Source organism: Pectobacterium atrosepticum, from assembly GCF_000740965.1.
GTDB lineage: Bacteria > Pseudomonadota > Gammaproteobacteria > Enterobacterales > Enterobacteriaceae > Pectobacterium > Pectobacterium atrosepticum.
The window spans coordinates 1125950-1150578 of the sequence record NZ_CP009125.1; the positions used below are offsets into that span (position 1 = coordinate 1125950).

Annotated in this window: 22 protein-coding genes; 12 read left to right on the top strand and 10 right to left on the bottom strand. The window is 52.0% G+C overall.

The window, feature by feature from the left end; genetic code table 11:
• Nucleotide 1 precedes the first annotated feature (1 nt).
• Both GZ59_RS05025 and GZ59_RS05030 read right to left on the bottom strand, forming a co-directional pair.
• Nucleotides 2–988, bottom strand: coding sequence for an ABC transporter permease (locus tag GZ59_RS05025; protein ID WP_011092606.1), 987 nt, complete (start codon nucleotides 986–988; stop codon nucleotides 2–4).
• Nucleotides 989–1041: 53 nt separating this feature from the next.
• A complete protein-coding gene (locus GZ59_RS05030) occupies nucleotides 1042–2628 on the bottom strand; it encodes an ABC transporter substrate-binding protein (RefSeq protein ID WP_039290537.1) in 1587 nt (528 codons plus the stop codon).
• A gap of 521 nt (nucleotides 2629–3149) precedes the next feature.
• Here GZ59_RS05030 and GZ59_RS05035 point away from each other — a divergent pair.
• Nucleotides 3150–5408 carry a molybdopterin-dependent oxidoreductase gene (locus GZ59_RS05035; RefSeq protein WP_011092608.1) on the top strand — a complete coding sequence of 753 codons (2259 nt, stop codon included), beginning with the start codon at nucleotides 3150–3152 and terminating at the stop codon, nucleotides 5406–5408.
• A 56-nt stretch (nucleotides 5409–5464) separates the two neighbouring features.
• On the top strand, nucleotides 5465–6283 hold the full coding sequence (tcdA, locus tag GZ59_RS05040; protein ID WP_011092609.1) for a tRNA cyclic N6-threonylcarbamoyladenosine(37) synthase TcdA: 819 nt from the start codon (nucleotides 5465–5467) through the stop codon (nucleotides 6281–6283).
• Nucleotides 6284–6297: 14 nt separating this feature from the next.
• Here the strand turns inward: tcdA and csdE are convergent, their stop codons facing one another.
• Nucleotides 6298–6753, bottom strand: a complete 456-nt coding sequence (csdE, locus tag GZ59_RS05045; RefSeq protein WP_039290541.1) for a cysteine desulfurase sulfur acceptor subunit CsdE — start codon at nucleotides 6751–6753, stop codon at nucleotides 6298–6300.
• Nucleotides 6754–6785: 32 nt separating this feature from the next.
• Nucleotides 6786–7991, bottom strand: a complete 1206-nt coding sequence (gene csdA, locus GZ59_RS05050; RefSeq protein ID WP_039290545.1) for a cysteine desulfurase CsdA — start codon at nucleotides 7989–7991, stop codon at nucleotides 6786–6788.
• A 183-nt stretch (nucleotides 7992–8174) separates the two neighbouring features.
• On the opposite strand from csdA, the gene GZ59_RS05055 reads away from it, so the two are divergent.
• The 4 genes from GZ59_RS05055 to rlmM all read left to right on the top strand — a co-directional run bounded on the left by GZ59_RS05055 (nucleotide 8175) and on the right by rlmM (nucleotide 11434).
• Nucleotides 8175–8396, top strand: a complete 222-nt coding sequence (locus tag GZ59_RS05055; RefSeq protein WP_011092612.1) for a YgdI/YgdR family lipoprotein — start codon at nucleotides 8175–8177, stop codon at nucleotides 8394–8396.
• A 536-nt stretch (nucleotides 8397–8932) separates the two neighbouring features.
• Entirely contained in the window at nucleotides 8933–9856 is a 924-nt protein-coding gene (locus GZ59_RS05060; RefSeq protein ID WP_011092614.1) for a transcriptional regulator GcvA, read from the top strand.
• An 89-nt stretch (nucleotides 9857–9945) separates the two neighbouring features.
• Entirely contained in the window at nucleotides 9946–10341 is a 396-nt protein-coding gene (locus GZ59_RS05065) for a DUF423 domain-containing protein (RefSeq protein ID WP_011092615.1), read from the top strand.
• On the top strand, nucleotides 10334–11434 hold the full coding sequence (gene rlmM, locus GZ59_RS05070; RefSeq protein ID WP_011092616.1) for a 23S rRNA (cytidine(2498)-2'-O)-methyltransferase RlmM: 1101 nt from the start codon (nucleotides 10334–10336) through the stop codon (nucleotides 11432–11434). The genes GZ59_RS05065 and rlmM overlap by 8 nt, the downstream gene beginning before the upstream one ends.
• Nucleotides 11435–11491: 57 nt before the next feature.
• Here rlmM and xni read toward each other — a convergent pair whose 3' ends face one another.
• The 3 genes from xni to queF form a co-directional block, all read right to left on the bottom strand.
• Nucleotides 11492–12274 carry a flap endonuclease Xni gene (gene xni / locus GZ59_RS05075; protein ID WP_011092617.1) on the bottom strand — a complete coding sequence of 261 codons (783 nt, stop codon included), beginning with the start codon at nucleotides 12272–12274 and terminating at the stop codon, nucleotides 11492–11494.
• A 77-nt stretch (nucleotides 12275–12351) separates the two neighbouring features.
• Nucleotides 12352–13716, bottom strand: a complete 1365-nt coding sequence (ppnN, locus tag GZ59_RS05080) for a nucleotide 5'-monophosphate nucleosidase PpnN (RefSeq protein ID WP_011092618.1) — start codon at nucleotides 13714–13716, stop codon at nucleotides 12352–12354.
• Nucleotides 13717–14027: 311 nt separating this feature from the next.
• Nucleotides 14028–14876: an NADPH-dependent 7-cyano-7-deazaguanine reductase QueF gene (gene queF, locus GZ59_RS05085; RefSeq protein WP_011092619.1), complete on the bottom strand. Its 849-nt coding sequence runs from the start codon at nucleotides 14874–14876 to the stop codon at nucleotides 14028–14030.
• A 70-nt stretch (nucleotides 14877–14946) separates the two neighbouring features.
• Here queF and syd point away from each other — a divergent pair, with 70 nt between their 5' ends.
• From syd to GZ59_RS05115, 6 genes are all read left to right on the top strand, one after another.
• Nucleotides 14947–15495, top strand: coding sequence for a SecY-interacting protein (gene syd, locus GZ59_RS05090; protein ID WP_011092620.1), 549 nt, complete (start codon nucleotides 14947–14949; stop codon nucleotides 15493–15495).
• A gap of 821 nt (nucleotides 15496–16316) precedes the next feature.
• Nucleotides 16317–17993, top strand: a complete 1677-nt coding sequence (locus GZ59_RS05095; protein WP_011092621.1) for an amidohydrolase — start codon at nucleotides 16317–16319, stop codon at nucleotides 17991–17993.
• Between the two features lie 254 nt (nucleotides 17994–18247).
• Entirely contained in the window at nucleotides 18248–18694 is a 447-nt protein-coding gene (locus GZ59_RS05100; protein ID WP_011092622.1) for a MarR family winged helix-turn-helix transcriptional regulator, read from the top strand.
• A gap of 91 nt (nucleotides 18695–18785) precedes the next feature.
• Nucleotides 18786–19136: a YqcC family protein gene (locus tag GZ59_RS05105; protein WP_011092623.1), complete on the top strand. Its 351-nt coding sequence runs from the start codon at nucleotides 18786–18788 to the stop codon at nucleotides 19134–19136.
• Nucleotides 19129–19914 carry a tRNA pseudouridine(65) synthase TruC gene (truC, locus tag GZ59_RS05110; RefSeq protein WP_011092624.1) on the top strand — a complete coding sequence of 262 codons (786 nt, stop codon included), beginning with the start codon at nucleotides 19129–19131 and terminating at the stop codon, nucleotides 19912–19914. Before GZ59_RS05105 ends, truC begins: the two co-directional genes overlap by 8 nt.
• Before the next feature lie 55 nt (nucleotides 19915–19969).
• On the top strand, nucleotides 19970–20425 hold the full coding sequence (locus GZ59_RS05115) for a flavodoxin (RefSeq protein WP_011092625.1): 456 nt from the start codon (nucleotides 19970–19972) through the stop codon (nucleotides 20423–20425).
• A gap of 104 nt (nucleotides 20426–20529) precedes the next feature.
• Here the strand turns inward: GZ59_RS05115 and GZ59_RS05120 are convergent, their stop codons facing one another.
• Genes GZ59_RS05120 through glnD form a run of 3 tightly spaced genes read right to left on the bottom strand, consistent with a single transcriptional unit; the run spans nucleotide 20530 to nucleotide 24545 of the window.
• Entirely contained in the window at nucleotides 20530–20919 is a 390-nt protein-coding gene (locus tag GZ59_RS05120) for a DUF3461 family protein (RefSeq protein ID WP_011092626.1), read from the bottom strand.
• Between the two features lie 55 nt (nucleotides 20920–20974).
• On the bottom strand, nucleotides 20975–21802 hold the full coding sequence (dapD, locus tag GZ59_RS05125) for a 2,3,4,5-tetrahydropyridine-2,6-dicarboxylate N-succinyltransferase (RefSeq protein ID WP_011092627.1): 828 nt from the start codon (nucleotides 21800–21802) through the stop codon (nucleotides 20975–20977).
• A gap of 28 nt (nucleotides 21803–21830) precedes the next feature.
• A complete protein-coding gene (gene glnD, locus GZ59_RS05130) occupies nucleotides 21831–24545 on the bottom strand; it encodes a bifunctional uridylyltransferase/uridylyl-removing protein GlnD (RefSeq protein WP_011092628.1) in 2715 nt (904 codons plus the stop codon).
• Nucleotides 24546–24629: the final 84 nt, after the last annotated feature.

Genomic DNA, 24629 nt, shown 5'->3' on the forward strand with positions numbered 1-24629 from the left:
ATCAGCGAGCCTTAATTCGGGGATCGAGCCAGGATTGCAGTAAGTCCACCAGCACGTTAGCCAAAATGACTAAGAAAGCGGAAAGCAGCAGGACACCCAGCAAGACGTTGAAGTCGCGTGCCATCACCGCTTCCAGCGCCAGACGGCCCAGTCCTGGCCAGCTAAAGACCGTCTCGACAACGGCGGCGCCGCCCAGCAGATTGCCGAAGTGCATACCTGCAACGGTAGTGATAGGCAGCAGCGCACAGCGCAGAATGTGCCTGACGGTGACCCGCAGCGGCGACAGCCCTTTGGCATGCGCGGTGCGCACGAAATCTTGCTGGGCGATTTCCAGCATGGCCGCTCGGGTCAGGCGGGCATAAATGGCAATAAAAAAGCTGCTCAGCGCCAGTACAGGGAGAATGGCATGCTGCAACATATCCTTGAAATACGCCCAGCCGGTCAGGTTTGCGCCGATGGTGATGTTGCCACCGCTTGGCAGCCAATCAAGATGAACGGAAAACAGGATCAGCGTCATCAGGCCGATCCAAAATCCCGGTGTGGAATAGAGCAGCAGGGCGATCAGCGAAAGCAGACGATCGGGCCATTTACCTGCCCATACCGCCATTATCGCCCCCAGTGTGATACCGATAACGATGGCGAATACCTGTGACAGCAGCATCAGGAACAGCGTGCCCGGCAACCGCGACAGGATCAGATCCATCACCGGTGCGTTGTAGCGGGGAGAAAAGCCAAGGCTGAACTGTGCCAAATTGCCCAAATAAACCGAGAGCTGTTGCAGTATGGGCTGATCGAGACCGAATTGGGCGCGCAGGTGTGCCATGGTCGCTTCGGTTGCATTGCCTGATTCGCCAGCCAGCACATCAACGGCGTCTCCCGGCACCAACTGCAACAGGAAAAACACCAGAATGATAATGCCAATCGCCGTTGGCAGCGCATGAAGCAGAGTACGCCACAGTACGCGCCCGATTCGTTCTACTTTATTCATCACATACCTTCATGAGAGTTCCCCTGCCCGCGCAGGGGAATGCTGTATTACGATTACTGATCCACCCACACGTCGGCGAGGCTGCCGTTGACGCCCTGAATATCCGTGACGACGTTATGCACGCGCTTGTTGTAAATCGTCTGGCGCTTGATCTGGAGCAGGTTCAAATCAGGAATATCCGTGGCGATGATGCGTTGGAACTGTTTGTACAATTCCACGCGTTTTTCAGGATCGGTTTCCACCGAGGCCTGCTCAAGCAGACGGTCTACTTCTGGGTTGCTGTAATGTGATCCGTTGCCGAAAGGCACGCCCGGTTGATAGGTTTTTGACCAGTACAGGCGCTGCACGCCTACCGCGGGATCGAACAGGTTTGAAATGGAGCCGTTGTTGAAATCAAAGTCGCGGTCGGTATAAACACGCTTAACGAAGGTGGCAAAATCCTGAGAGCGAATGGTGACGTCAATGCCGACTTTAGCCAGCGACGATTTGAGGTATTCCGCTACGCGTTTGAAGCTGTCGCCATAGGGCATGAAGTCATGTACCAGCTTGAAGCGGATACCGTTTGCCTGACGCGGGAAGCCCGCTTCGTCCAGCAGCTTGTTCGCTTTGGCAATATCGAAGCCATAAGGTGACGGCGTCGTATCATGGAACTGCGCCAACTCCGGCGTAATCGGCGTTGGTGAGCTTTCCGCATAGCCGTACCACACCACGTTTTTCAACACATCAATATTGATGCTGTGCGCAATAGCCTGACGAACCTTCAGGTTCTTCAGATAAGGGTTATCCAGATTGAATTCGATGCGGGTTTGCGTCGGGCTGTAACCATAGCCAGCGGTTTCAATGCCCAGCTTGGGGTTTTTCTTGATGCGTTCAATTTCACTCAGCGGAACGGGAGAATCGCTTCCCAGATCCAATGCGCCGGTTTCAAGCGCAATCGTCCGAGTGGCGGCATCGGGGATGATCTTCACTACCAGTTTATCGACATACGGCTTAGGGCTGTCCCAGTAGTTCGGGTTACGTTCATAAAGGATATGGCTGCCACGCACCCATTCCTTGAACACAAACGGGCCAGTACCAATCGGTGCGGTATTGTGAGGGTTAGACAGAATGTTTGTGCCTTCATATAAGTGTTTTGGCACGATAGGCGCTTCGTTGGCGGAGAACGCGCTCAGCAGGTAAGGTGCGGGTTTTGACAGTTCAAGAATCGCGGTATACGGATCGGGTGTTTTCACTTCGGTGACGTTGGCAAAGGTGCCTTGACCGCGTGAATTGTATTTTTTGACAGTCAGAATGGAAAACGCGACGTCCGCAGAGGTGAAGTTTTGCCCGTCATGCCATTTCACACCTTTACGCAGGTGGAACGTATATTGTTTACCGTCCGGGCTAACCGACCAACTGGTCGCAAGTTGCGGGGTTGGCTTCATATCGAAATCGTAATTCAACAGGCCTTCAATCACCTTGGCGTTGATCTTCATCACCGCGCCGCTGGTGCTAACCAGGCTGGTTAAAACCGGTGGCTCAGGCTCGGCCAGAAAATTCAGCGTGCCGCCGCGTTTGGGCGTCAACGTTTCCGCCTGTGCGGCAAGCCCGAAGAGCGAAGACGTCAGAATCAGCGCTGACAAGAAGAAATTTTTTTTCATATTTCCCATCCGTATGCAGAGGGCAGAGGTGTGCTCCCCGCTTTATTTTTTAATGGCGTGTTTTGAATGATGTGTTTGGGGTGACAACGCACCTTTCTCTGAAGAAGAGAAACTAGGTCAACATCGGGGCAGTAATGAAATAACGTCATTACTGTTGCTGTGTGGCGTAATGGTTTTCATGCTGCGTTCCTGGTTTGAATAACGAACAAAGAATAAAACTGCCTGAATTTTAAAGTGGGTCACTTAAGCCTCATTTTAGGAAAAACACGGGGATGAGGTTCCCGCAGGGATACCTCGCCCCGTAGTCACTCCGTGTATCTCGGTTCTTAAACGATCGGCATTATCCTGAACCACCTCTTTATTTTCTGGTTAAACCCTAGCCCAACATGTGTTTTAAACGAACGTTTAAATATGGATAACGAATGCCGAATTATGCATAAGCTATTCACTCTTCTTGCTGTTGGGGGTGTGGATAATTCAGGTTATTATCCACCCTGCTAATTACTTATCCTGAGGTTGTCATGGCGATTAAACGTTATCCACATCTTGCGCATTGGGGCGCGTTTACCGCTGTGGTTGAAGACGGCAGGCTGATTCGATGCGAGCCGTTTGCGGGCGATCCAGCCCCTTCCGCCATGCTCGATTCCATCGTGCCACTGGTGTATTCCGACCGACGTATTCGTCGGCCATCTGTGCGCCGTTCCTGGCTCCAGAAGCGAGAAAACAGCGACAGAACGCTGCGCGGTCGGGAAGATTTTGTTGAGGTGGATTGGGACGTGGCGCTTGACCTAGTCGCGCAAGAGAACCGCCGTGTTCGCGATCGCTATGGTGCAGACGGCCTTTTTGCCGGTTCCTACGGCTGGTCGTCAGCCGGACGTTATCACCACGCGCGCTCTCAGGTTCGACGCTTCTATTTTTCCGGCGGTGGTGCGGTCGACCAACAGGGAAACTACAGTTGGGGCGCCGCGCAGTTCTTCCTGCCTTATGTTATCGGCACCTTCCATCCGCTAACGGGCAAGGTGACCGAATGGCGTAGCGTCGCCGAACACTGTGATATTTTTCTCGCGTTTGGTGGTCTGGCGCTGAAAAACGCGCAGGTGGCATCCGGCGGTGCCGGGCACCATACGCTTAAGCCCGCCTTGGAAGCGCTGGTGGCAAAAGGGATTCCCGTTATTAACATCAGCCCGATGCGTGACGATTGTCCTGAGTTTGTGAATGCCGAGTGGATTCCCATCCGCCCGAATACCGATGTCGCCCTGATGTTGGCGCTGGGCTATGAGATTCAGCGTCTGGGCGCTGACGATAAGGATTTCCTGCAACGCTACTGCGTCGGTTATGAGCAGTTGAGTGACTATTTGCACGGTCGCGGCGACGGCGTGGTGAAAACCCCTGAATGGGCCAGCGATATCACGGGTATTCCCGCCGATCGCATCCGGCGTTTGGCGCAGCAACTGATCGGCGTGCGCAGCTTTATTACCTGCTCTTACTCTGTGCAGCGTGCCCACCGTGGCGAGCAGCCGTACTGGATGATGATTGCACTGTCTTCCATGCTGGGGCAGGTGGGGCTACCGGGCGGTGGATTCTCCTTCGGCCACGGTTCGATGAACAGCGTTGGTAACGAACGTATTTCAACGCCTGCACCAGCTTCGCCGTCCACCCCGAACGCAGGACGGGCGATCCCCGTAGCGCGTATCGCCGACATGCTGTTGCATCCGGGAACGCCTTATACCTTTCAGGGGGAAACACACACTTACCCCGACATTCATCTAATTCATTGGGCGGGTGGGAATCCATTCCACCACCACCAGCAGTTGAACCGTCTGGTGGACGGCTGGCACAAGCCGGATACGGTGATTGTGCAAGATATCGTCTGGACGCCTGCGGCACAGATGGCTGACATCGTACTGCCTGTCACCACTACGCTGGAGCGTAATGATATCGGCGGATCGTCCCGCGATCGCTTTATCTTTGCCATGCATCAGGCGATTGCGCCGCAGCATCAGGCACGTAATGACGTGGATATCTTCAGCGAGCTGGCGGAGCGTCTGGGCTATAAAGACACGTTCACGCAAAACCGCAGCGAGCAGCAGTGGCTGGAACATCTTTATGACGAGTGTCGAGCAAAGCAGCGAGATTTCGCTGACAGCTGGCCGTCATTTGAGGATTTCTGGCAGCAGGGGCATGTAGAAATCCCTATGGATGAAAAGCCGTTTGTATTCTTTGAGGATTTCCGCCGCGATCCGCAGCAGCATGCCTTGAGTACGCCAAGCGGTAAAATTGAACTGTTTAGCTCAGCCATCGCCAGCTATGGCTATGCCGATTTTGCGCCGCACCCTGAGTGGCAGCCTCCCGTTGAATGGCTGGGGGCCAAAAGCACGGAGGAATGGCCGTTGCACTTTATTTCCATTCAGCCATCTGACCGCTTGCACAGCCAACTGGCGGCCACGCCGCAGGTTGCCGCGAATAAGACCGCAGGAAAAGAGACGCTGTACATGCACCCGCAGGACGCTGCTGCGCGAGATATCGTCGACCGTTCACAGGTGGAAGTCAGAAACGCGCGTGGCCGCATTCTGGCTGGCGTACAGATTACCGACGGCGTGAAGCCGGGCGTCGTGATCATGTCCACCGGCGCTTGGTTTGAGCCCGGCTTCGGCCAGAAAACATGGCATCCGGTTGAACAATCAGGAAATGCAAATGTACTGACGCTGGATATCGGCACATCGCCGCTGACGCAGGGGCCGAACGCCATGAGCTGTCTGGTGGATGTCGTGCGGGTTTAGCGCTATCCTGAGCCGCTTTTATTTTCCTGTGATTTTGTTTTCGTAAGGTTGGTTGAATGAATACGCAATTATCCGAAGCCTATTTGCAACGCTTCGGCGGCACCGCGCGGTTATATGGTCAACAGGCGCTGGCGCTATTCTCTCAAGCCCACGTTTGTGTGATTGGCATTGGTGGCGTCGGTTCCTGGGCGGCTGAGGCGCTGGCGCGTACCGGCATCGGCGCGATTACGCTGATCGATATGGATGATGTGTGCGTCAGTAATACCAACCGACAGATCCACGCACTGCGTCAGCACACAGGGCAGTCGAAAACGGAAGTGATGGCGGAACGTATTCTGGCGATCAACCCAGAATGCAACGTCACCTGCGTGGATGATTTCATCAGCGCGGAAAACGTGGCCGAGTTTCTCGACCAGAATTTTAGCTATGTGATTGATGCCATCGACAGCGTGCGCCCGAAGGCGGCGCTGTTGTCATACTGTCGCCGCTATAAGATCCCGGTGGTGACAACTGGCGGCGCGGGTGGGCAAATCGATCCGACCCGGATTGAAGTTGTCGATCTGGCCAAAACCATTCAAGATCCGCTGGCCGCCAAGCTGCGTGAACGGCTGAAGCACGATTTTAACGTGGTGAAAAACAGCAAAGGAAAGCTGGGCATCGACTGTGTATTTTCCAGCGAACCGCTGGTTTATCCGCAGCCTGACGGTTCCGTCTGTGCGTCTCGCAGTACGGCTGATGGGGTGATGCGTATGGATTGTGCGTCAGGCTTTGGCGCGGCGACGATGGTCACCGCAACCTTTGGGTTTGTTGCGGTATCCCATGCACTGAAGAAAATGATCGCGAAAATGGAAAGAGCGTCTGCGACGCAGAGATAGTATCGCGTAATCTGCTACTGGCTCGCCGCTTCTTGTTCGGCAATGTTTTTGATTCTGGCGGCTAACGCGGCCAGACCGCTTGAACGCGAGGCGCTGAGCTGAGCCCGCAGCCCCAGCGTATCAAACAGCGCCAGCGGATCCTGCTGTAACAGCGTTTCTGGCGTTTTTCCCTCAGCGGCGGTTAATAACACTGCCAGCAATCCCCGCACGATGCGCCCGTCGCTATCACCGTAAAAATGTAGCCTGCCGTCTTCCTGACGTTGGTAACCTAACCAGACGCGATTTTCACAGCCGGATAATGAAATATCCTCGGTTTTTAGTGCATCGGGCAGCGCTGGTAGCGCTTTTGCCAGCAAAATGAGCTGTCTATAGCGATCCTCCCAAGCCCGACAAGTATCAAATCGTGCCAGCAGATCGGCAACGGTGATGTGGTGGCCAAAAGGGTGTGTGTTGTCGGTTGTCTCGGTCATAGTCCGTCGTCGATTATCGTTTGTAGAGTCGACTAGTCGCTCAGTAATTCAAGGGCGTTGCCTATTGCGGCGATCAGCGCAGCAACATCTTGTTGGTTATTATACGGAGCAAACGAGGCGCGGATCGTGCCGCTGATGCCGAGTGCGTCCATTAGCGGTTGCGCACAGTGGTGTCCGGCGCGCAGTGCGATACCACTTTCGGCTAACAGCGTAATCAGATCGCTGTGGTGTACATCGGCAATATCAAAGGATAGCACGCTGGAATGCGAGCTACGGAAACTGCGAAAGCCGGGAAACTGTGCCAAATGCGTTTCGGCAAGTTGCGCTAACTGCTGACTGTGCTGCTCTGCGGCGTGCCAATCCAGCGTGGTCAGCCAGTCTAACGCCGCAGACAGGCCAAGCACGCCGGCAATATGCGGCGTCCCCGCTTCAAACCGTTGTGGAATCGCTTGTGGCAGGAAGCCGTCAAAGGAAACCTGTGTCATCATTTTCCCGCCGCCTTGCCACGGCATCATGCTTTCCAGCAATGCCGTTTTGCCATACAGCACGCCAATCCCAGTCGGAGCGTAAAGCTTGTGCCCGGAAAATGCGTAGAAATCGATATCCAGCGCTTGCACATCGGGCGGGCAGTGAACGATGCCCTGCGCGCCGTCAACCATCACCACCGCGCCATAGCGATGAGCTAGCGTAATCGCCCGCGCCAGATCGGGCTGGCCACCCGTCACGTTTGACATCTGACCCAGCGCCAGCAGGCGAGTTTTTGGCGTGATCAACGTGGTTAATTGCTCAATATCCGGTAATAAGTCTGCCCCTATCGGTAACTTCACCACGCTCGCGCCGGTTTGCTGCGCCACCATCAGCCACGGAATGAGGTTAGCGTGATGCTCCGCTTCGCTAACGATGATCTCGTCGCCCGGTTGAAGGCGAGGGCGGGCATAGCTCTGTGCGACCAGATTGATCGCTTCCGTCGAGCCTCTGGTCCAGACAATGGAACGAGGATCGTTTGCATGGAGTAAGGTGGCGACTTGCTCACGAGCGCCTTCAAAACGCTGAGTCAGCACCTGTGCGCCTCGATGCTGGCTGCGGTGCACCGTGCCACTCTCGCTGCAATAGAACTGTTGCACAGCATCAATGACGGACTGAGGCTTCAGCGCGGTCGCGGCGCTATCAAGATATACAGCCGAATGCTGGAGTGCGGGGAACTGTTGGCGAAAAGTTGCAGGGTTAAACGGTGTCATGAGCATCCTCTTATAGAGGATAGATCCTGTCCCATTTTGTCGAGAGAGACAAGTTTAGGACTATGCCTAATGCGATTTTATGGAAAAAAAAGCAATTATTGCTACGCTTTAAAGTGTTAATTTTCAGGATTTCCTGATGCATAAGGTTAACTAGAAAACATTTAAATTTATTGAGGGTTAACTATGAAGAATAAAATTTCTATTTTTGCCGCTATCGTGATGGCGTTTTCTCTGGCAGCCTGTTCGAGTAATTACGTCCTACATACTAATGACGGGCGTACCATCGTGGCTGAGGGGAAACCGAAGGTTGATGATGAGACGGGTATGATCAGCTATACCGATGCTTACGGTCAGCAGCAGCAAATTAATCGAGATAATGTGAAAGAAATGGCAAAAGGGAAATAGTGCCTTTGCCTGTCACCACACGTTGCCTGCTAATCTGCGCCAGACTCACACAAGGCTGTCATGGCGTTCAGGCGTGAAATCGTAAGCAAAAAAAAGCACCGCAATTTGCGGTGCTACATAAAAAATCACTTTAGACAGACAGGGTAAATGTACAGGAAGTGAATAGGGTAGACTCGCTACCACATCTGCAAGAAGCAGACAAAAAAATAGCAAACACAACATCACAACCACAAGCCAAAAGCACCTCAGGTCACCCCTCCGCACTTTTCGTTCCGGCCCAGGAAGTTGCGCTAATATAGGTATTTGCTGGTACATCCTCAATGGACAAATTATAATGCCTCGGATTACAAAAACTAATATATGTACCCGTCATCTTTTTGTTGCAGAGAGTCTGGCTTTTGCCGCAGGTATTAATCGCTTAGCCAGCTAATTGGCTGGCGATCTTTCTCGTTGTTGCCTTTCTGCATCTTAAGATTTAATGGGTACGAATGTACCTGATAAATCGCTGATTTAGCGTAAACAAAAAGATTTCATTCATGTCAAAACGTCTACCCCCGCTCAACGCATTGCGCGTTTTTGATGCGGCGGCTCGCCATTTAAGTTTTACCAGAGCGGCAGAAGAGTTGTTTGTCACGCAGGCTGCTGTCAGCCACCAGATTAAATCGCTGGAAGATTTTCTGGGGCTAAAATTATTCCGTCGTCGTAATCGTTCCCTGTTACTGACCGAAGAGGGGCAGAGTTACTATCTTGATATCAAAGAGATCTTCTCATCGCTGAATGACGCAACGCGTAAGCTGCAATCCCGCAGCGCGAAAGGTGCGTTAACGGTGAGCCTGCTACCCAGCTTTGCTATCCATTGGCTGGTGCCACGCCTTTCGAGCTTTAACTCCGACTATCCAGGGATTGATGTTCGTATTCAGGCAGTGGATCGTGACGAAGATCGTCTGGCTGATGATGTGGATGTCGCTATTTTCTACGGTCGGGGAAACTGGCCGGGATTGCGGGTAGAGAAACTGTACGCCGAGTATCTTTTGCCCGTTTGCTCGCCGGTGTTGCTGACGGGGAATCATCCGTTGAAGACGCCGGACGATTTGGTCGCGCACACGCTGCTGCACGATGCGTCGCGTCGTGACTGGTTGTCCTATACCCGCCAGCTTGGTGTGCAGATTAACGTGCAGCAGGGGCCGATTTTCAGCCACAGCGCGATGGTGTTGCAGGCGGCGATTCACGGGCAGGGTGTGGCGCTGGCGAATAATGTGATGGCGCAGACTGAACTCGAAGCGGGGCGGCTCGTGTGTCCGTTTAACGATGTGCTGGTCAGCCGGAACGCTTTTTATCTGGTATGTCATGACAGTCAGGCAGAACTGGGTAAAATAGCCGCCTTCCGCCATTGGATTCTGGCGCGGGCGGCCAATGAGCAGGAAAAGTTTCGCTTCCGCTATGACAGCGGTACGCGCTGAAATTGCATCGTTGATTGTCGAAGATTGGTTGACCGAATCGCTCACGTAGGTAACTACGATGATAGATAACTACGCTTAAGGTAATAACGATGAATAGTCGTTTCATGTTGGTATTTGCTGCTATCAGCGGCTTTACTTTTGTCGCGCTAGGCGCGTTTGGTTCTCACGCTCTCAGCAAAACGCTGGGTGCAACGGAACTGGGCTGGTTGAAAACCGGCCTTGAGTATCAAGCATTTCACACGCTAGCGATTCTGGCGCTGGCAGTTGCGATGCAACAGCGAACCAATCTGTGGTTTTACTGGAGCAGCGTTTTTCTGGCGTTGGGAACGGTACTCTTCAGCGGAAGTTTGTACTGTCTGGCGCTTTCTCACCTGAAGCTGTGGGTTTATGTGACGCCGATTGGCGGAGCCTGTTTTCTGGTGGGATGGATATTAATGTTGATTGGCGCACTGCGTCTGAAGAGAAAGGCTGAACGCCATGAATAAAGTCATTTTGTATTGCCGCCCTGGGTTTGAGAAAGAGTGTGCGGCGGAAATAACGGAAAAAGCCACGCAGCACAATGCGTTCGGTTTCGCGCGGGTAAAAGAAAACAGTGGCTACGTCGTGTTTGAATGCTACCAGCATGAAGATGCCGAACGTCTGGTGAAAACGCTGCCGTTCCATGAGCTGATTTTTGTCCGCCAGATGTTCGTCAGCGGTGACCTGTTGCGAGATCTACCGCCGGAAGATCGTATCACGCCGATCGTGGGTATGTTGACCGGTGCGATTGAACGCGCGGGGGATCTGCGTGTTGAAGTCCCTGACACCAACGAAAGCAAAGAACTGATGAAGTTCTGCCGCAAATTTACCGTGCCGCTGCGCGCCGCGCTGCGCGAACACAAAATTCTGCTGGGTCATGAAAAAGCGGATCGACCAGTGTTGCATGTGTTGTTTATTGCGCCTGGTTGCTGCTATGTCGGTTACTCCTATAGCAATAACAACTCACCGTTTTATATGGGTATCCCACGCCTCAAGTTTCCTTCTGATGCGCCAAGCCGTTCGACGCTAAAACTTGAAGAAGCGTTTCACGTTTTCGTTCCTGCGGATGAATGGGATGAACGTCTGGGCAGTGGTATGTACGCGGTGGATTTGGGCGCTTGCCCCGGCGGCTGGACTTATCAGTTGGTCAAACGCAGCATGATGGTTTATGCAGTAGACAACGGGCCAATGGCGCCCAGCCTGATGGATACCGGGCAGGTGATGCATCATCAGGCCGATGGTTTCCGCTTTGAACCACCGCGCAATAATGTGTATTGGCTAGTGTGCGACATGGTAGAAAAACCCGCTAAAGTCACAAGCCTGATGAGTGATTGGCTGATTAAAGGCTGGTGTCGTGAAACGATATTCAACCTCAAGCTGCCTATGAAGAAGCGCTACGAAGAAGTGTCACAGAATCTGGCGTTGCTGCGTGAACGCCTGAGCGAAAATGGTATTCATGCCGAAGTGCATGCCAAGCATTTGTACCATGACCGTGAAGAAGTCACTGTGCATGTGCGTCGTTTCTGGAGCGCAGTGCCTGGCCGTCGCGACGAGCGATAGTATTGTGCTGATGCGTATCCGGAGCCATTCAGGTACGCATCCGTATTGATCCTGCCGCTAGTAGGACTGCGGTTGAGTGCTACTCTGCACGGGTAGCCTCAACTGTTGCAGATTGCCATTAAGCGTTAAGTCGGTACGCAGCGTGGCAACTTGACGGCTGATCAGTGCCATTTCTTTATGCTGTTCCAACTTCTTGCGCCACTTCTCCGGTACGGCATCCAATTGCTGGTACAACGCTTCCAGATTTCCTGCCTGTTGCAAGAGCTGTGCGGCACTTTTGGGGCCGATACCCGCGACGCCTGGAATCTTGCTGCTGCTAATGCCTGCCAGCCCCCAGTAGTCCGTCAACTGCTGCGGTGAAACACTAAATTCCTGTTCGATAAACGGCAGATCCAACCAGCGCTTCTGAAAGTAATCTCTGATCTGAATGTGTGGTGCCAATAACTGGCAGTACCCTTTATCGGTCGATATAATCGTTGCCTGATGGCCCGCTGATGACAGCTTGGTCGCCAGCGTAGCTGCCAGATCGTCGGCTTCATTACCGGGGCTATGCCAGCTTTCTACGCCAACGGCGGCAAACGCTGTTTTAATCTGCGGGAGTTCCTGCTTCAGATTATCCGGCATCGGCGTGCGTCCCGCCTTGTAGTCCGGCAAGAGTTGGTGACGCCAGCTGGTATCGCGATCTTCATCATCAAAGACGGCCACCGCGTGCGTAGGCTGGCTGTTTTGTATGAGTTGATGCAGCGCATGTTGGCATGCCGTGATACAGGGTGAACCCTGTACCGCGTGAATACGACGTATTAGATTGAGCGCGTCGACAATCAGCAAATGGACGGGCATCGCATCATTCCTGTCGTGCTATCCGTGAGTAAAGGGGGAAGCTGGCTTCCCCACGTAGGTGTTGGTTGAGCGAGCGGTTATGAGCAGATTTCGTAGCACGGAATATAGGCGCTACCGGGCAGCTTCATACGCTGTTGTGCGACAAAGCCCTGTAACAGCGTATCCATGCTTTTCATCATCTGAGGGTCGCCATGAATTTTGTACGGCCCACGTTGCTCTATCGCCTGAATACCGACTTCCTTCACATTACCGGCCACAATGCCGGAAAATGCCCGGCGCAGCGCGGCAGCAAGCTCTTCAGCTGGCTGATTCGGATGCAGGTTAAGATCGGCCATATTTTCGTGGCTCGGCTCGAAGGGCAGTTGCAGATCGGGTGCGATGCGCAGTGACCAGTTAAAGCTATAGGCATCGCCCGTGTGGCGTCGACTCTCTTTCACCAGTGGCATCGCTTTCTTCATCTGACGGGCAACTTCCGCAGCGTCATCAATGATGATCGAGTAGTAGCGACGCGCCTGACGGCCCAGCGTGCCAACTATGAATTCGTCCAGCACGTGGAAATAGTCTGCGCTTTCTTCCGGTCCGGTCAGGATAATCGGCAACACCTGTTCGCTGTTTTCTGGATTCATCATGATGCCCAGCAGATAAAGGAACTCTTCCGCCGTTCCGACCCCCCCAGGGAAAATAATGATGCCATGCCCGATACGGACAAAGGCTTCCAGACGCTTTTCGATATCCGGCATAATGATCAGTTCATTGACCAGCGGGTTCGGCGGCTCTGCGGCAATGATGGACGGTTCGGTCATGCCGATGAAGCGCCCTTCTTTGTAGCGCTGCTGCGCGTGGCCGACGGCGGCACCTTTCATTGGTGCTTCCATCGCGCCCGGACCACAGCCCGTGCAGATATTCAGTTCACGCAGGCCAAGCTGGCTGCCGACCTTGCGGGCATACAGGTATTCGATTTCATTAATCGAGTGACCACCCCAGCAGACCACCATGTTCGGCTCTTCTCCGACGTGGAGCGCCTTGGCATTACGCAGGATAGAAAACACCAGATTGGTGATATGCGCGGAATTTTCCAGATTCAGGTTCTGATAGCGACCTGCGCTGGCGATTTGGCCGTTGACGAACAAAATGTCGCGCAATACGGCGAACAGGTTAGCTTGCAAGGCTCGAATGATGTTGCCATCAACGAAGGCGTCTTCCGGCGGGTTCACTAGTTCTAGTTTGACGCCACGTTCGCGGCGTAGCACGTTGATATCAAAGTCTTCATAACGAGACAGTAGCTCTTTGCTGTTATCTGTCTGGCTACCGGAATTCAGTACGGCGAGGGAACAGTTGCGAAACAAACGGTAGAGGTCGCTGCTGGCTGTACTTTTCAGCATGTCGACTTCCAACTGCGATAACAAATCCATCGATCCCAATGGGCTGATATGTGTAATCAATTTTGCTCCTTGAAACGCAATATAATTCGCGATGCCATGCTGGCTGCCGAGAGAACGATCCATTGCTACACGCTCGACGTTTCAGCAACATGGCACGAATGTCATTCATTTAAGCCGCTACGCGAACAAGTTAAATACCGCGAACCTAAATGAAACCTACTTGAGCACCGTTCAGACGTTATGGATCTTTTGTTGTCTGGTATACCACCTTAACGCGCTGCCATCATTTTTTCCAATGCTGGCGGCAGTCTATCTCCTAACTTGCGTGACGCCACGCATCTTTGCGTGCAAGCACGCGGCCTATCGGTCGGTTACTGGCGTGGCAGACGGCCATTTGGTGCGTTAAACGGGGTGTTACTGCGCCACGGGTTGATGTCCAGCCCGCCGCGTCGCGTGTAACGCGCATAAACGCTGAGTTTTTCCGGCTGGTAGTAGTGCATGAGATCGTTAAAAATTCGCTCCACACACTGTTCGTGAAATTCGTTATGATGACGAAACGAGACAATGTAGCGCAGCAGCGCTTCACGGTTAATGCGCTTACCGCGATAGTGAATTTGTACGGAGCCCCAGTCAGGCTGATGGGTGATCAAACAGTTGGATTTCAGCAGGTGGCTGACCAGCGTTTCTTCAACGACCGGCGCATCCTGTTCATTTGTCGCCAGATAGTCGGCGTTGAAGTTGTAATTATCGATCTGAATGTCTTGATCGTCGATGCACTCGCCTGTGAATCCGGCTAGCGGTTGACCTTCAAGCTCGCTGAGTTTGAAAAGTGTGACGCTGACGTCTCCCTGTGCGCAGTGCGCCAGATCGTTGGCTAAAGTTGCGCGTACGCTTTCCCAACTGTCGAATGTCGTCTGATTAAAGCTGTTCAGATACAGCTTAAAACTTTTTGATTCAATCAGATTCAGGCTTTCTGCGTTAAGGTGCATTTCACCAACAGCCACCTGAGGCACACCGCGGTTGTTCAGCCAGGAAAGCTCGTAGAGCGTCCAGATATCTGCGCCATGAAAAGGCAGGCTGTCAGGATAAATACCGAGTGGATCGCGATTCAGGCTACGTGGCACGGGCTGTAGAAGTGCGGCATCATAGCGGTCGTGATAGGGAGTGGGTTTGCCCAGTGTTAGCCTGCTTAGGGCCTGATGCTTGTCATAAACGGACATGCTGTTACCTTGATGTGATAAGCGTGATGGCTAATAGTTTAACCTGACTAAAAGAGTGATGAGAAAAATTATGGAGCATGAGGTTGTTTCTGCACTGGCGGCGTTTACCCAGCGCTATGTTGCCTGTTGGCAGCAGGAGAAGGGTCATTTACCTGCCAGTGAAGCACTTTACGGCATACCTTCCCCGTGTATTGTCGAAAATCATGAGGATACGGTTTACTGGTCGCCACAGCCTTTTGCCCCTTCAGTTGCATTGGATGGCGTGGAGCGTGCGCTGGAAATCAGCTTGCACCCTGATGTTCACGCTTTCTACACCGCGCAATATGCCGGGGATATGGCGGCGCAATTTGATTCACTATCTTGCCAACTGTTGCAGGTGTGGAGTGAAGAGGACTTCACTCGAATGCAGGAAAATCTGATTGGCCATTTATTAACGCAGAAACGCCTTAAACTCACACCGACGCTGTTTTTAGCGACGACCGATTCTGAGATGACCATGGTGTCGTTGTGTAATGTTTCTGGGGAGATCGTCCTGGAAGCGTTCGGAACGAAGAAACGTCAGCACTTAGCGCCGACGCTGGCGGCGTTTCTTTCTGGCCTTAACCCGTTAGCGGTCTAATGGTTAATCGAATTTCACTTTCGGCTTTGTGAGAGATCTCTTACATTTGCTGTAAGAAATGTCTTATCTTTAATGTTGAAAATAGGTTTCATTTTTATTTTTTCATTATTAATTAATGGATTACAATCGGAATTCACAGTGCTGCTTAAGGGCGCTTGAGAAACATTGCCACTTACCCCTTGCCGAAAGCTGACAATTAATACATCTTATTACTTAAATTAGTAACCGGTTACAGTGTATGTAACGGTGACTGTCGGTAACAAAATAACGTTACTGCACTCGGGCTGTTTTCAGGAAGAGACATTGTTTTAGGAAGAAACAGCCGCTTCAGGAAGAAGCGCGGTTTTCAGGAAGAAACACGATTTCAGGATGAAATCAGGGACACCTCCAGGAAGGAGACCGAGAGCCGATTAGGAATGTCGGTGGGGCAGGAGCCTAAAGGGATTGAATCACGGAAGATACAGGATGGAAACGTCAGGACGAAAGTGGGACGCCAGCAAGGATTGTGGGTCAGGATGACCAAAAAGGAAAAGTTTTCACGGATGAGCAGGGATGCAAATGTGTAGCGGGATAGCTATAAAACGAACCGGGGGTGCTGAGCAATCAGTACCCCCAACTTTTTGCCTGTATGACAAGTTTCTCCCTCCCCGAAAGCATTGACGTAGCGTCGCGTTACGAAGAAAAAACACTCAATATGTTATACCTGAGCTGTCGCTGAGTTTTGGCGTTGAACCTGCGTTCATAGTTTGCAATTAGTCTGAAATTTTACTAAATTAGCTTTTGGTAACTTATCGGACTATTTAGCAAAGGAAAACGCAGTGATGAAATTGAATGTAAAAATGCTGTCAGTCACACTTGGCCTGTTCACCAGCCACGCTTTTGCACATACCGTCTATGAAAATGCACGGATTTATACCGTTAATGATCAACAGCCAACGGCGTCAGTTCTGGTCGTGGAACAGGGAAAAATTATCTACGTCGGCGGAAACGATGGTGCGAAGCAATTTAAAGCAACGGCTGCCGAGTTATTTGATTTAGAAGGAAAAACTGTACTACCGGGTTTTATTGAAAGTCACGCTCACCCCGCAACAGTAGCGGTGATGCAGGCGGGTGATTTTGTGTATGTTGACGGTGCGGCAAGCCTGACGCAGATTCTGAACCAATTAAAAGATTATTTAGCCGCGCACCCAAAAGCTAACTATTTATTGGCTCAAGGTTTTAACGTTGCCTCGCTTGGCTTGCCACAAGGCGCGTTGCCGACTGCTGCTGATTTAGATACCGTCTCCACGAGTATTCCGATCGTGGTTTATGACAGCGGAATGCACGCGGGATGGGCGAATAGCGCAGCGTTGAAAATCGCCCACGTCGATGCGAATACGCCCGACCCTATCTCAGGTAAACACTATTTTGAGCGTGATAACAAAGGCAACCCTACAGGCTTCATGCATGAAAGCGCGATGCACAATGTTGTCGACGCGCAGCAATTTAACACGGTAGAAAACGTCGCCGAGCAACTTAAACCGATTTTAAATACCTACCACTCGCTAGGTTTTACCGCGATTACGGATGTCGGTGATACTTTTAGCACGACAACTGCTGCTATTGCCCGCTTAAACGATCAGGGGAAATTGAAAGTATATTATCAGCGCGGCTATTTTTATGATGCGGCCAAATCGACGGAACAAAATATTGCCAGCCTTAAGGCCCTGCGTGAAAAATATAACCGGGGAAATTTGTCGATGAATCTGTATAAATTATTTATGGATGGCACGATTGAAATGGACTCAGGAGCGATGTTTAAGCCCTATCCCAATGGCAACATCGTTGAGCCATTTTTAAGCCAGAAGCAGATTAACGACAATGTTGCAGCAGCGTTGAAAGCTGGCTTCTCTGTGCATGTACACGCGATAGGTGATAAAGCGCAGCAGTCGATTTTAGACGCATTTGAGGCTAGCAAAAATATTAACCCGCACTTGGCTCGCGTGATTGCCCACAACCAAGTGTTTGAGCCGCAGGGTGTGCAGAAATTTGCCGCAATGAAGGACAATTTATTCCTGCAAACGACGCCAAACTGGACGGTGCTCAATGAAAAAGATGAAACCAAAACCAAAATTGGTAGCGATGCCTACAATCATCAATATCTGCTCGGGCAAGTTGTACGCGAGGGCGTCGCGGTAACCTTCGGTTCTGATTATCCCGCTAATACCTTTGATGCGGTAAACCCGTTCAGCCAAATGTATCATGCCATCAAGCGCGGTCAGCCAAATGCTGGCTATCTTCCTCCAACGGATGCGGCAATGACGCTTGATCAAAGCTTGCGGGCTTACACGATTAATGGCGCGAAGCAGCTTGGCATCAGTGATATAACCGGCAGTCTTGAGAAAGGGAAAAACGCCGACTTTATTATTGTAGATACCGATATTGGCAGCGTAGATCTGGAAAAATTGAAAAATACCAACGTGTTGGCAACCTATTTCAAAGGGGAAAAAGTGTACTAACGTACGTCATGTCCACTATAATTCGGCCGCGCGGAAAGGCAGCAACCGAATATATACCCCGGAAGCTGGCAGGTGTCAGTGACTGGGGAAGTGGTAACTCTGCCGAGTAGACCCCAATAGAGCGAAGCCTATGGATGGGCCTGGAATCATATCAGCGCATCTGTCATCCGAAATAGGTCGGATAGATAACGCGGTGATTGGATTTCATTGCCCTGGCGATTTTGAGCAATTAGCCCATTTGTAGGATATTTCATATGCATCGATTAGATGAATTAGGCAGACAACTCAATCACCTTGATAACTTGTTTCAACAATGGATGAAGAAGTTAGGCTTTAATCAAAACGCCTTTGCGGTTCTGCATTCTTTGGCGGTATCCCCAGACGGAAAATGCACGCAAAAATATATTTGTGAGCGATGGAGCCTGCCTAAACAAACCGTGTTTAGCATCTGCAAGCAATTCAAAGAACAAGGGCTGATTGATATTACTGAAAGCGAGCATGACAAGCGGGAAAAGATTCTGACGTTAACTGAGTTGGGGAAACAACGAACTCAGCCGATTTTGACACAATCGAAGATATTAAGTGAACGCGCTTTCGGGGCTTTGGGTCAGGAACAAACGCAGCAACTTTTCTCCAATTTAGAGGGATTTTGCAGGGTGTTTGAGCAAGAGATGGATAATGTTCCCGGGAGTAGTGAGTAGACGGACTGTCTTCTTACTGGCGATTGGGTCAGGCTGATATCAATGCTATGCTTTGCCGCCATTACTGTTGGCTTCAAGGGCGAGAAACAGCATGAGTAGAGAGAATTTGGTTCGTCAGTCATTATTCGATATTGAGCGCGCATTGAGGGAAAGCCCTTTCTGGCAGGTTGTTCCGCCGGAAGATGGGGCATTTAACAGCACTGAGCCCTTCTGCCTTGATACCATGCGGCCTGAAGAATGGTTGCAGTGGGTTTTTTTACCGCGCATGCATGCGGTATTGGATAGTGATTTATCGTTACCCGCCGAGCTGGCTTTACTCCCCTATTTTGAAGAAGCGCTGGAAGGTACGCCAGAACAGACGGCGGCAGTTTTGTTGCGCCTCGGGCTGCTTGATGAGCTGTTTCGCTCAGATGTACAGGATGGCGCACTGCACGATGCTTGAGATTATTTATCAGGATGAGCATCTGGTTGCCGTCAATAAACCCAGTGGCTGGTTAGTGCACCGTAGTTGGCTCGATCGCAAAGAAAAGATCGTAGTGATGCAAACTGTGCGCGATCAGATTGGCCAGCACGTCTATACCGTTCATCGCCTCGACAGGCCGACGTCTGGCGTATTGCTGCTCGCGCTGTCTAGCGAAGTGGCGCGTGCGCTATCTCAGCAGTTTGAATCGCACCAGATGCAGAAAATGTACCATGCTGTTGTACGGGGCTATGTACTGGATGACGGCGTGATTGACTATGCGCTCACCGAAGAGCTGGACAAGATTGCCGATAAATTTGCCAATCCTGATAAAGCGCCGCAGCCTGCTGTCACGCATTACCGTTCTTTAGCGCAGGCTGAGATGCCAGTTGCCATCGGACGTTACCCAACGGCACGCTACAGTTTGATGGAACTGAAGCCGCAGACAGGGCGTAAACACCAGCTACGCCGCCATATGTCACATCTCCACCATCCGATTATTGGCGATACCGCGCACGGTGACCTGCGACATAATCGTGGTATGGAGACGCATTTCTCCTGCGGCAGGCTCATGTTGCATGCCAGCGAGTTACAGCTGAATCATCCCGTGAGCGGACAGCCACTGACGTTGCAGGCACGCTGGGATTCACCGTGGCAGGGTGTGGTGAGGCAGTTTGGCTGGCAAGGGATTCTCCCTGAGTTTGAAGGGGTTGAGTTTCCTGCTGAGTCAGGTCAGGATAGCGGTCATCTCGTCGAGTAATATCGGCGTATTGCCGTCGTATTAAGTACATTGAATTAAAAAGGGAGTCAGAAGCATGGCGCAGATTGGTATTTTTGTTGGTACGGTCTACGGGAATGCATTGCTGGTGGCTGAAGAAGCCGAAAATATTCTCAAGGATCGTGGCCACGAGGTTAAGGTCTTTGAGGATGCGACGCTGGAATCCTGGCTGGATTATCGTGAGCATGCGATTTTAGTCGTAACGTCGACGACGGGACAAGGCCAACTGCCTGATTCTATTGTTCCGCTTTATGCGGGACTGCGTGAAAAAGGTGGCTATCAGCCCACGCTGCGCTATGGCGTCATTGCGCTGGGCGACAGTAGCTATCCGAATTTCTGCGCGGGCGGTCATCTTTTCGATGCCTTATTGCAGGAAATAGGTGCTACGCGTCTGGGTAACGTTTTGGATATTGATGCTGTCGAAAATCCTGAACCTGAAGTCATTTCATGCCCGTGGGTTGAAGAATGGGCAGATTTGGTTGACGCACAGTGATGTCGTGCTGAGATAAGAAACGGGAGCTAACATGGCTCCCGTTTTTGTTGCTTCCCATCATCACTCGGTGTTTTAGCGACGATTACCTTTGGATGTGAACGTATTTAGCGATTCTTGGTCAACTTCTCTAAATCCGCTTCGATTTCGGTAATTTTGTGAGAAACGACGCTTTCCAGATGACGCAGATCGTCGAGGATTTTGCGTTTCAGATCGACTTCAACCTGTTCCTGTTGGCAAATCTTGTCTAGCTCATCAATCACATAACGCAGATTTGGGCTGATCTCGTTGATCTCTTTATAGCCCTGCCCGCTGTTGTCTGCCACGATGGTCTTGCGCTGGCGTGGGTACTTGAATTTCACGCTTTTAGCAAAAAACTCGCCCTTATCCTTACGAAAATAGATCTTCAGGATGTCGTTGTTCGCTTCCTGACGCAGGCTATAGCGATCGATATCATCGGGATTGGTAATGCCCAAGCTTTTTAGATTGTCATACATAGCGTCACCTTCTCTGTAAAAAAAAACGGCGGGTGTTTAACCCGCCGTTCCTAGTTTAGTCGATGGAGCGTAATAACTCATTGATGCCCACTTTTCCGCGGGTTTTCGCATCCACTTTCTTCACAATGATGGCACAGTACATGCTGTGGCTACCATCTTTGGACGGCAGGTTGCCGGAAACCACGACGGAGCCCGCAGGAACGCGGCCATAGTGAATTTCACCGGTTTCACGATCGTAAATGCGGGTGCTTTGGCTGATGAACACGCCCATGGAGATGACGGAACCTTCCTCAACGACAACGCCTTCTACCACTTCAGAACGTGCACCGATGAAGCAGTTATCTTCGATGATGGTTGGGTTAGCCTGCAACGGTTCCAGAACGCCGCCGATGCCCACGCCACCGGACAGGTGAACATTTTTACCGATTTGGGCGCAGGAGCCGACGGTTACCCACGTATCGACCATGGTGCCTTCATCGACATAAGCACCGATGTTGACGTAAGACGGCATCAGCACGGTATTACGTGCGATATAGGCACCGCGACGTACGCTGGCTGGCGGTGCAACGCGCACGCCTTCACGCTGGAAACGTGCTTCATCATAGTCAGCGAATTTCATTGGCACTTTGTCGAAAAAGCGTGTTTCTCCGCCTTCGATAAGTTGGTTGTCGTTAATACGGAAAGAGAGCAGCACGGCTTTCTTCAGCCACTGATGGGTAACCCACTGGCCGTCGATTTTCTCTGCAACGCGCAGGGCGCCGCTATCCAGCAGGTTAATTGCTTGATTAACGGCTTCACGCGTGACGGTGTCTGCGTTTGCCGGAGTGATATCTGCGCGGCGCTCGAAAGCCGTCTCAATGATGTTCTGTAATTGTTGGTGCATCCTGATTTCTCTTTCCTGATTGTAAAAATTAACTCAATGGTACTTTATCGTTTGGGTTAAGGGCTTCTGTCAACCGTTCTTGCAATTTAAGACGCAATTCCGGCTTCAATGCCCGCCTGTCGCTGTCGGCAAGGATGAAAAGATCTTCCACCCGCTCGCCGATCGTGGAAATGCGTGCGCCGTGCAGCGACAGGTTGAGATCGGAAAAAATCTCACCAATACGTGCCAGCAGCCCCGGTTGGTCGAGTGCGCTGAGCTCCATGTAGCTGCGTCTGTCCGTGTGCGTCGGCAGGAAGTTGACTTCGGTTGGCACGCTGAAATGACGCAGCTTGGGCGATGTCCGTCGTACGCGCGGATGCTGGTAATGTCGTTGCGTCAGCGCCTGCTCCAGCGCATGCCGTATCATTTCATGCCGATCCTGTGCCAGCGGGCTGCCGTCCGGTTCTAGTACAATAAACGTATCCATCGCCATGCCGTCGCGGCTGGTAAAAATCTGTGCATCGTGCACGCTAAGGTTGCGCCTATCCAGCTCGCCAGCGACTGCCGCGAAAAGATAAGGCCTGTCAGGGCTCCAGATAAAGATCTCTGTGCCGCCACGGCTGGCCTGATGGCTGATTAGCACCAGCGGTTTATTGGTATCATGCTCCAGCAGATGGCGCGCGTGCCAGGCAATCTGGTTTGGAGAATGGCGCAGGAAGTAATCGGCTCGACAGCGGCTCCAGATATGGTGCAACGCTTCTTCGTCAATGTTATCCATACGCAGTAGCGCCAGCGCCTGCAAGCGGTGATGCCGGACACGTTCGCGTAAATCCGGCGTATTTTGCATGCCGCGTCGCAGCTGCTTTTCGGTAGCGAAATAGAGTTCACGCAACAAGCTCTGTTTCCAGCTGTTCCACAGCGTCTCATTGGTGGCGCAGATATCCGCAACCGTCAGGCTGACCAGATAGCGTAAGCGGGTTTCGCTCTGAACTTCCGTAGCAAATTGCTGAATGACAGTGGGATCCTGAATGTCGCGACGCTGTGCGGTGACGGACATCAACAAGTGGCAGCGCACCAGCCAGGAAACCAGCTGAGCTTCGCGCGAGTTCAGCCCGTGCAGCGCGGCAAACTCCAGTACATCCAGCGCACCCAGTTCCGAGTGATCGCCCCCACGGCCTTTGGCGATATCGTGGAACAGCGCGGCCAGCAGCAACAATTCGGGCTGGGGCAGGCGAGGGTAGAGCTCTACGCATAGCGGATGCTGTGGTCGCGTATCTTCGTCGGCGAAGCTTTCCAGCTTGAGCAGAACGCGGATCGTGTGTTCATCCACCGTATAGGCGTGAAACAGATCGAACTGCATCTGACCGACGATATTCCCCCACAGCGGCATATACGCCCACAGCACGCTGTGGCGGTGCATTGGCAACAGCGCACGGCTTACCGCATACGGATGGCGCAGAATATTCATGAATAGCTGGCGCGCTTCTGGGATGGTGCAAAGCGGGCTAGCGAGATGACGACGCGCATGGCGCAACTGGCGTAATGTGGTGGAATAAATGCCGCTGATGTCACGGTTACGCACCATCAGGTAGAACATGCGCATGATGGCTTCCGGCTTTTTGATAAACAGATTTTCATCGCGCAGGTCTACCAGATTGCCGCGTAGCTGGAATTCATCGTCAATCGGGCGGGGTTTTTCGCTCGCATCCAGCGCCAGAATTGCTTCATCAAAGAGCTGCAACAGCATCTGGTTCAACTCGCTGACGCGACGCGTCATGCGGTAGAAATCCTTCATCATGCGCTCTACTGGCGTGTTGCCTTCGCCCTGATATTGCAACAGCTGCGCGACGTTGAGCTGCCTGTCGAACAGCAAACGGTTGTCGTAACGTGGCAGGATCAGGTGTAGGGCGAAGCGGATGCGCCACAAAAAGCTTTGGCATTCGTTAAGCTCTTTACGTTCAGCCTCTGTCAGAAAGCCGAAGCCCACCATCTCGTTGAGCGAGGTCGCACCGAAGTGGCGTCTAGCGACCCACAGCAGCGTGTGAATGTCGCGTAACCCACCCGGACTGCTCTTGATGTCGGGCTCCAGATTATAGCTAGTGCTGTGATAGCGTTGATGACGTTCTTGCTGTTCGGTGATTTTTGCCGGAAAAAACGTGGGTGACGGCCAAAACTCATCACTGAATACGTGTTTTTGCAGCGTGAGAAACAGAGCAACGTCGCCGCATATCATGCGGGATTCAATCAGATTGGTCGCGACGGAAATGTCTGCACGCCCTTCCTGCAAGCACTCTTCCAGCGTCCTGACGCTATGGCCGACTTCCAGCTTTAAATCCCACAGCAGGGTAATGAATTGGCCGACACGCTGGGAATGTTCATCACTTAGCTCTGTCTGGCTTAACACCAGTACATCGATATCGGAAAGCGGGTGCAGTTCACCGCGGCCATATCCGCCAACGGCGACCAGTGCGGTTTGAGCAATATTTTCAAAGCCGTGACAGTACCACAGCCGCTGCAACAGGCGATCGATGAATAAGGTTCTGGCATCAATCAGCTTTTCCGCGCTGACACCGGAACGGAATTCTGAACCGAGCCAAAGCTGAAATAATTCCAATTGCTGTTTCAACGCCTGGCAATTCAACATGTCATCAGCGTAGGTCAGCGGCGAAACGGGGGGCTGTGCTGCTGCAATAGTGTCTATAGGGCTGTCTGGTGAGGACGCGTCAGGTGGCGTATTGTCTGGCGAAAAGCGTTTATCTGTCATAGCGCAGCCCATAAAAAAACGCAGAGCGCGTTTTTCAACGTCGCTTGCGACGACACGAAGGGGGGCGTGCTTTCTACACGCCAT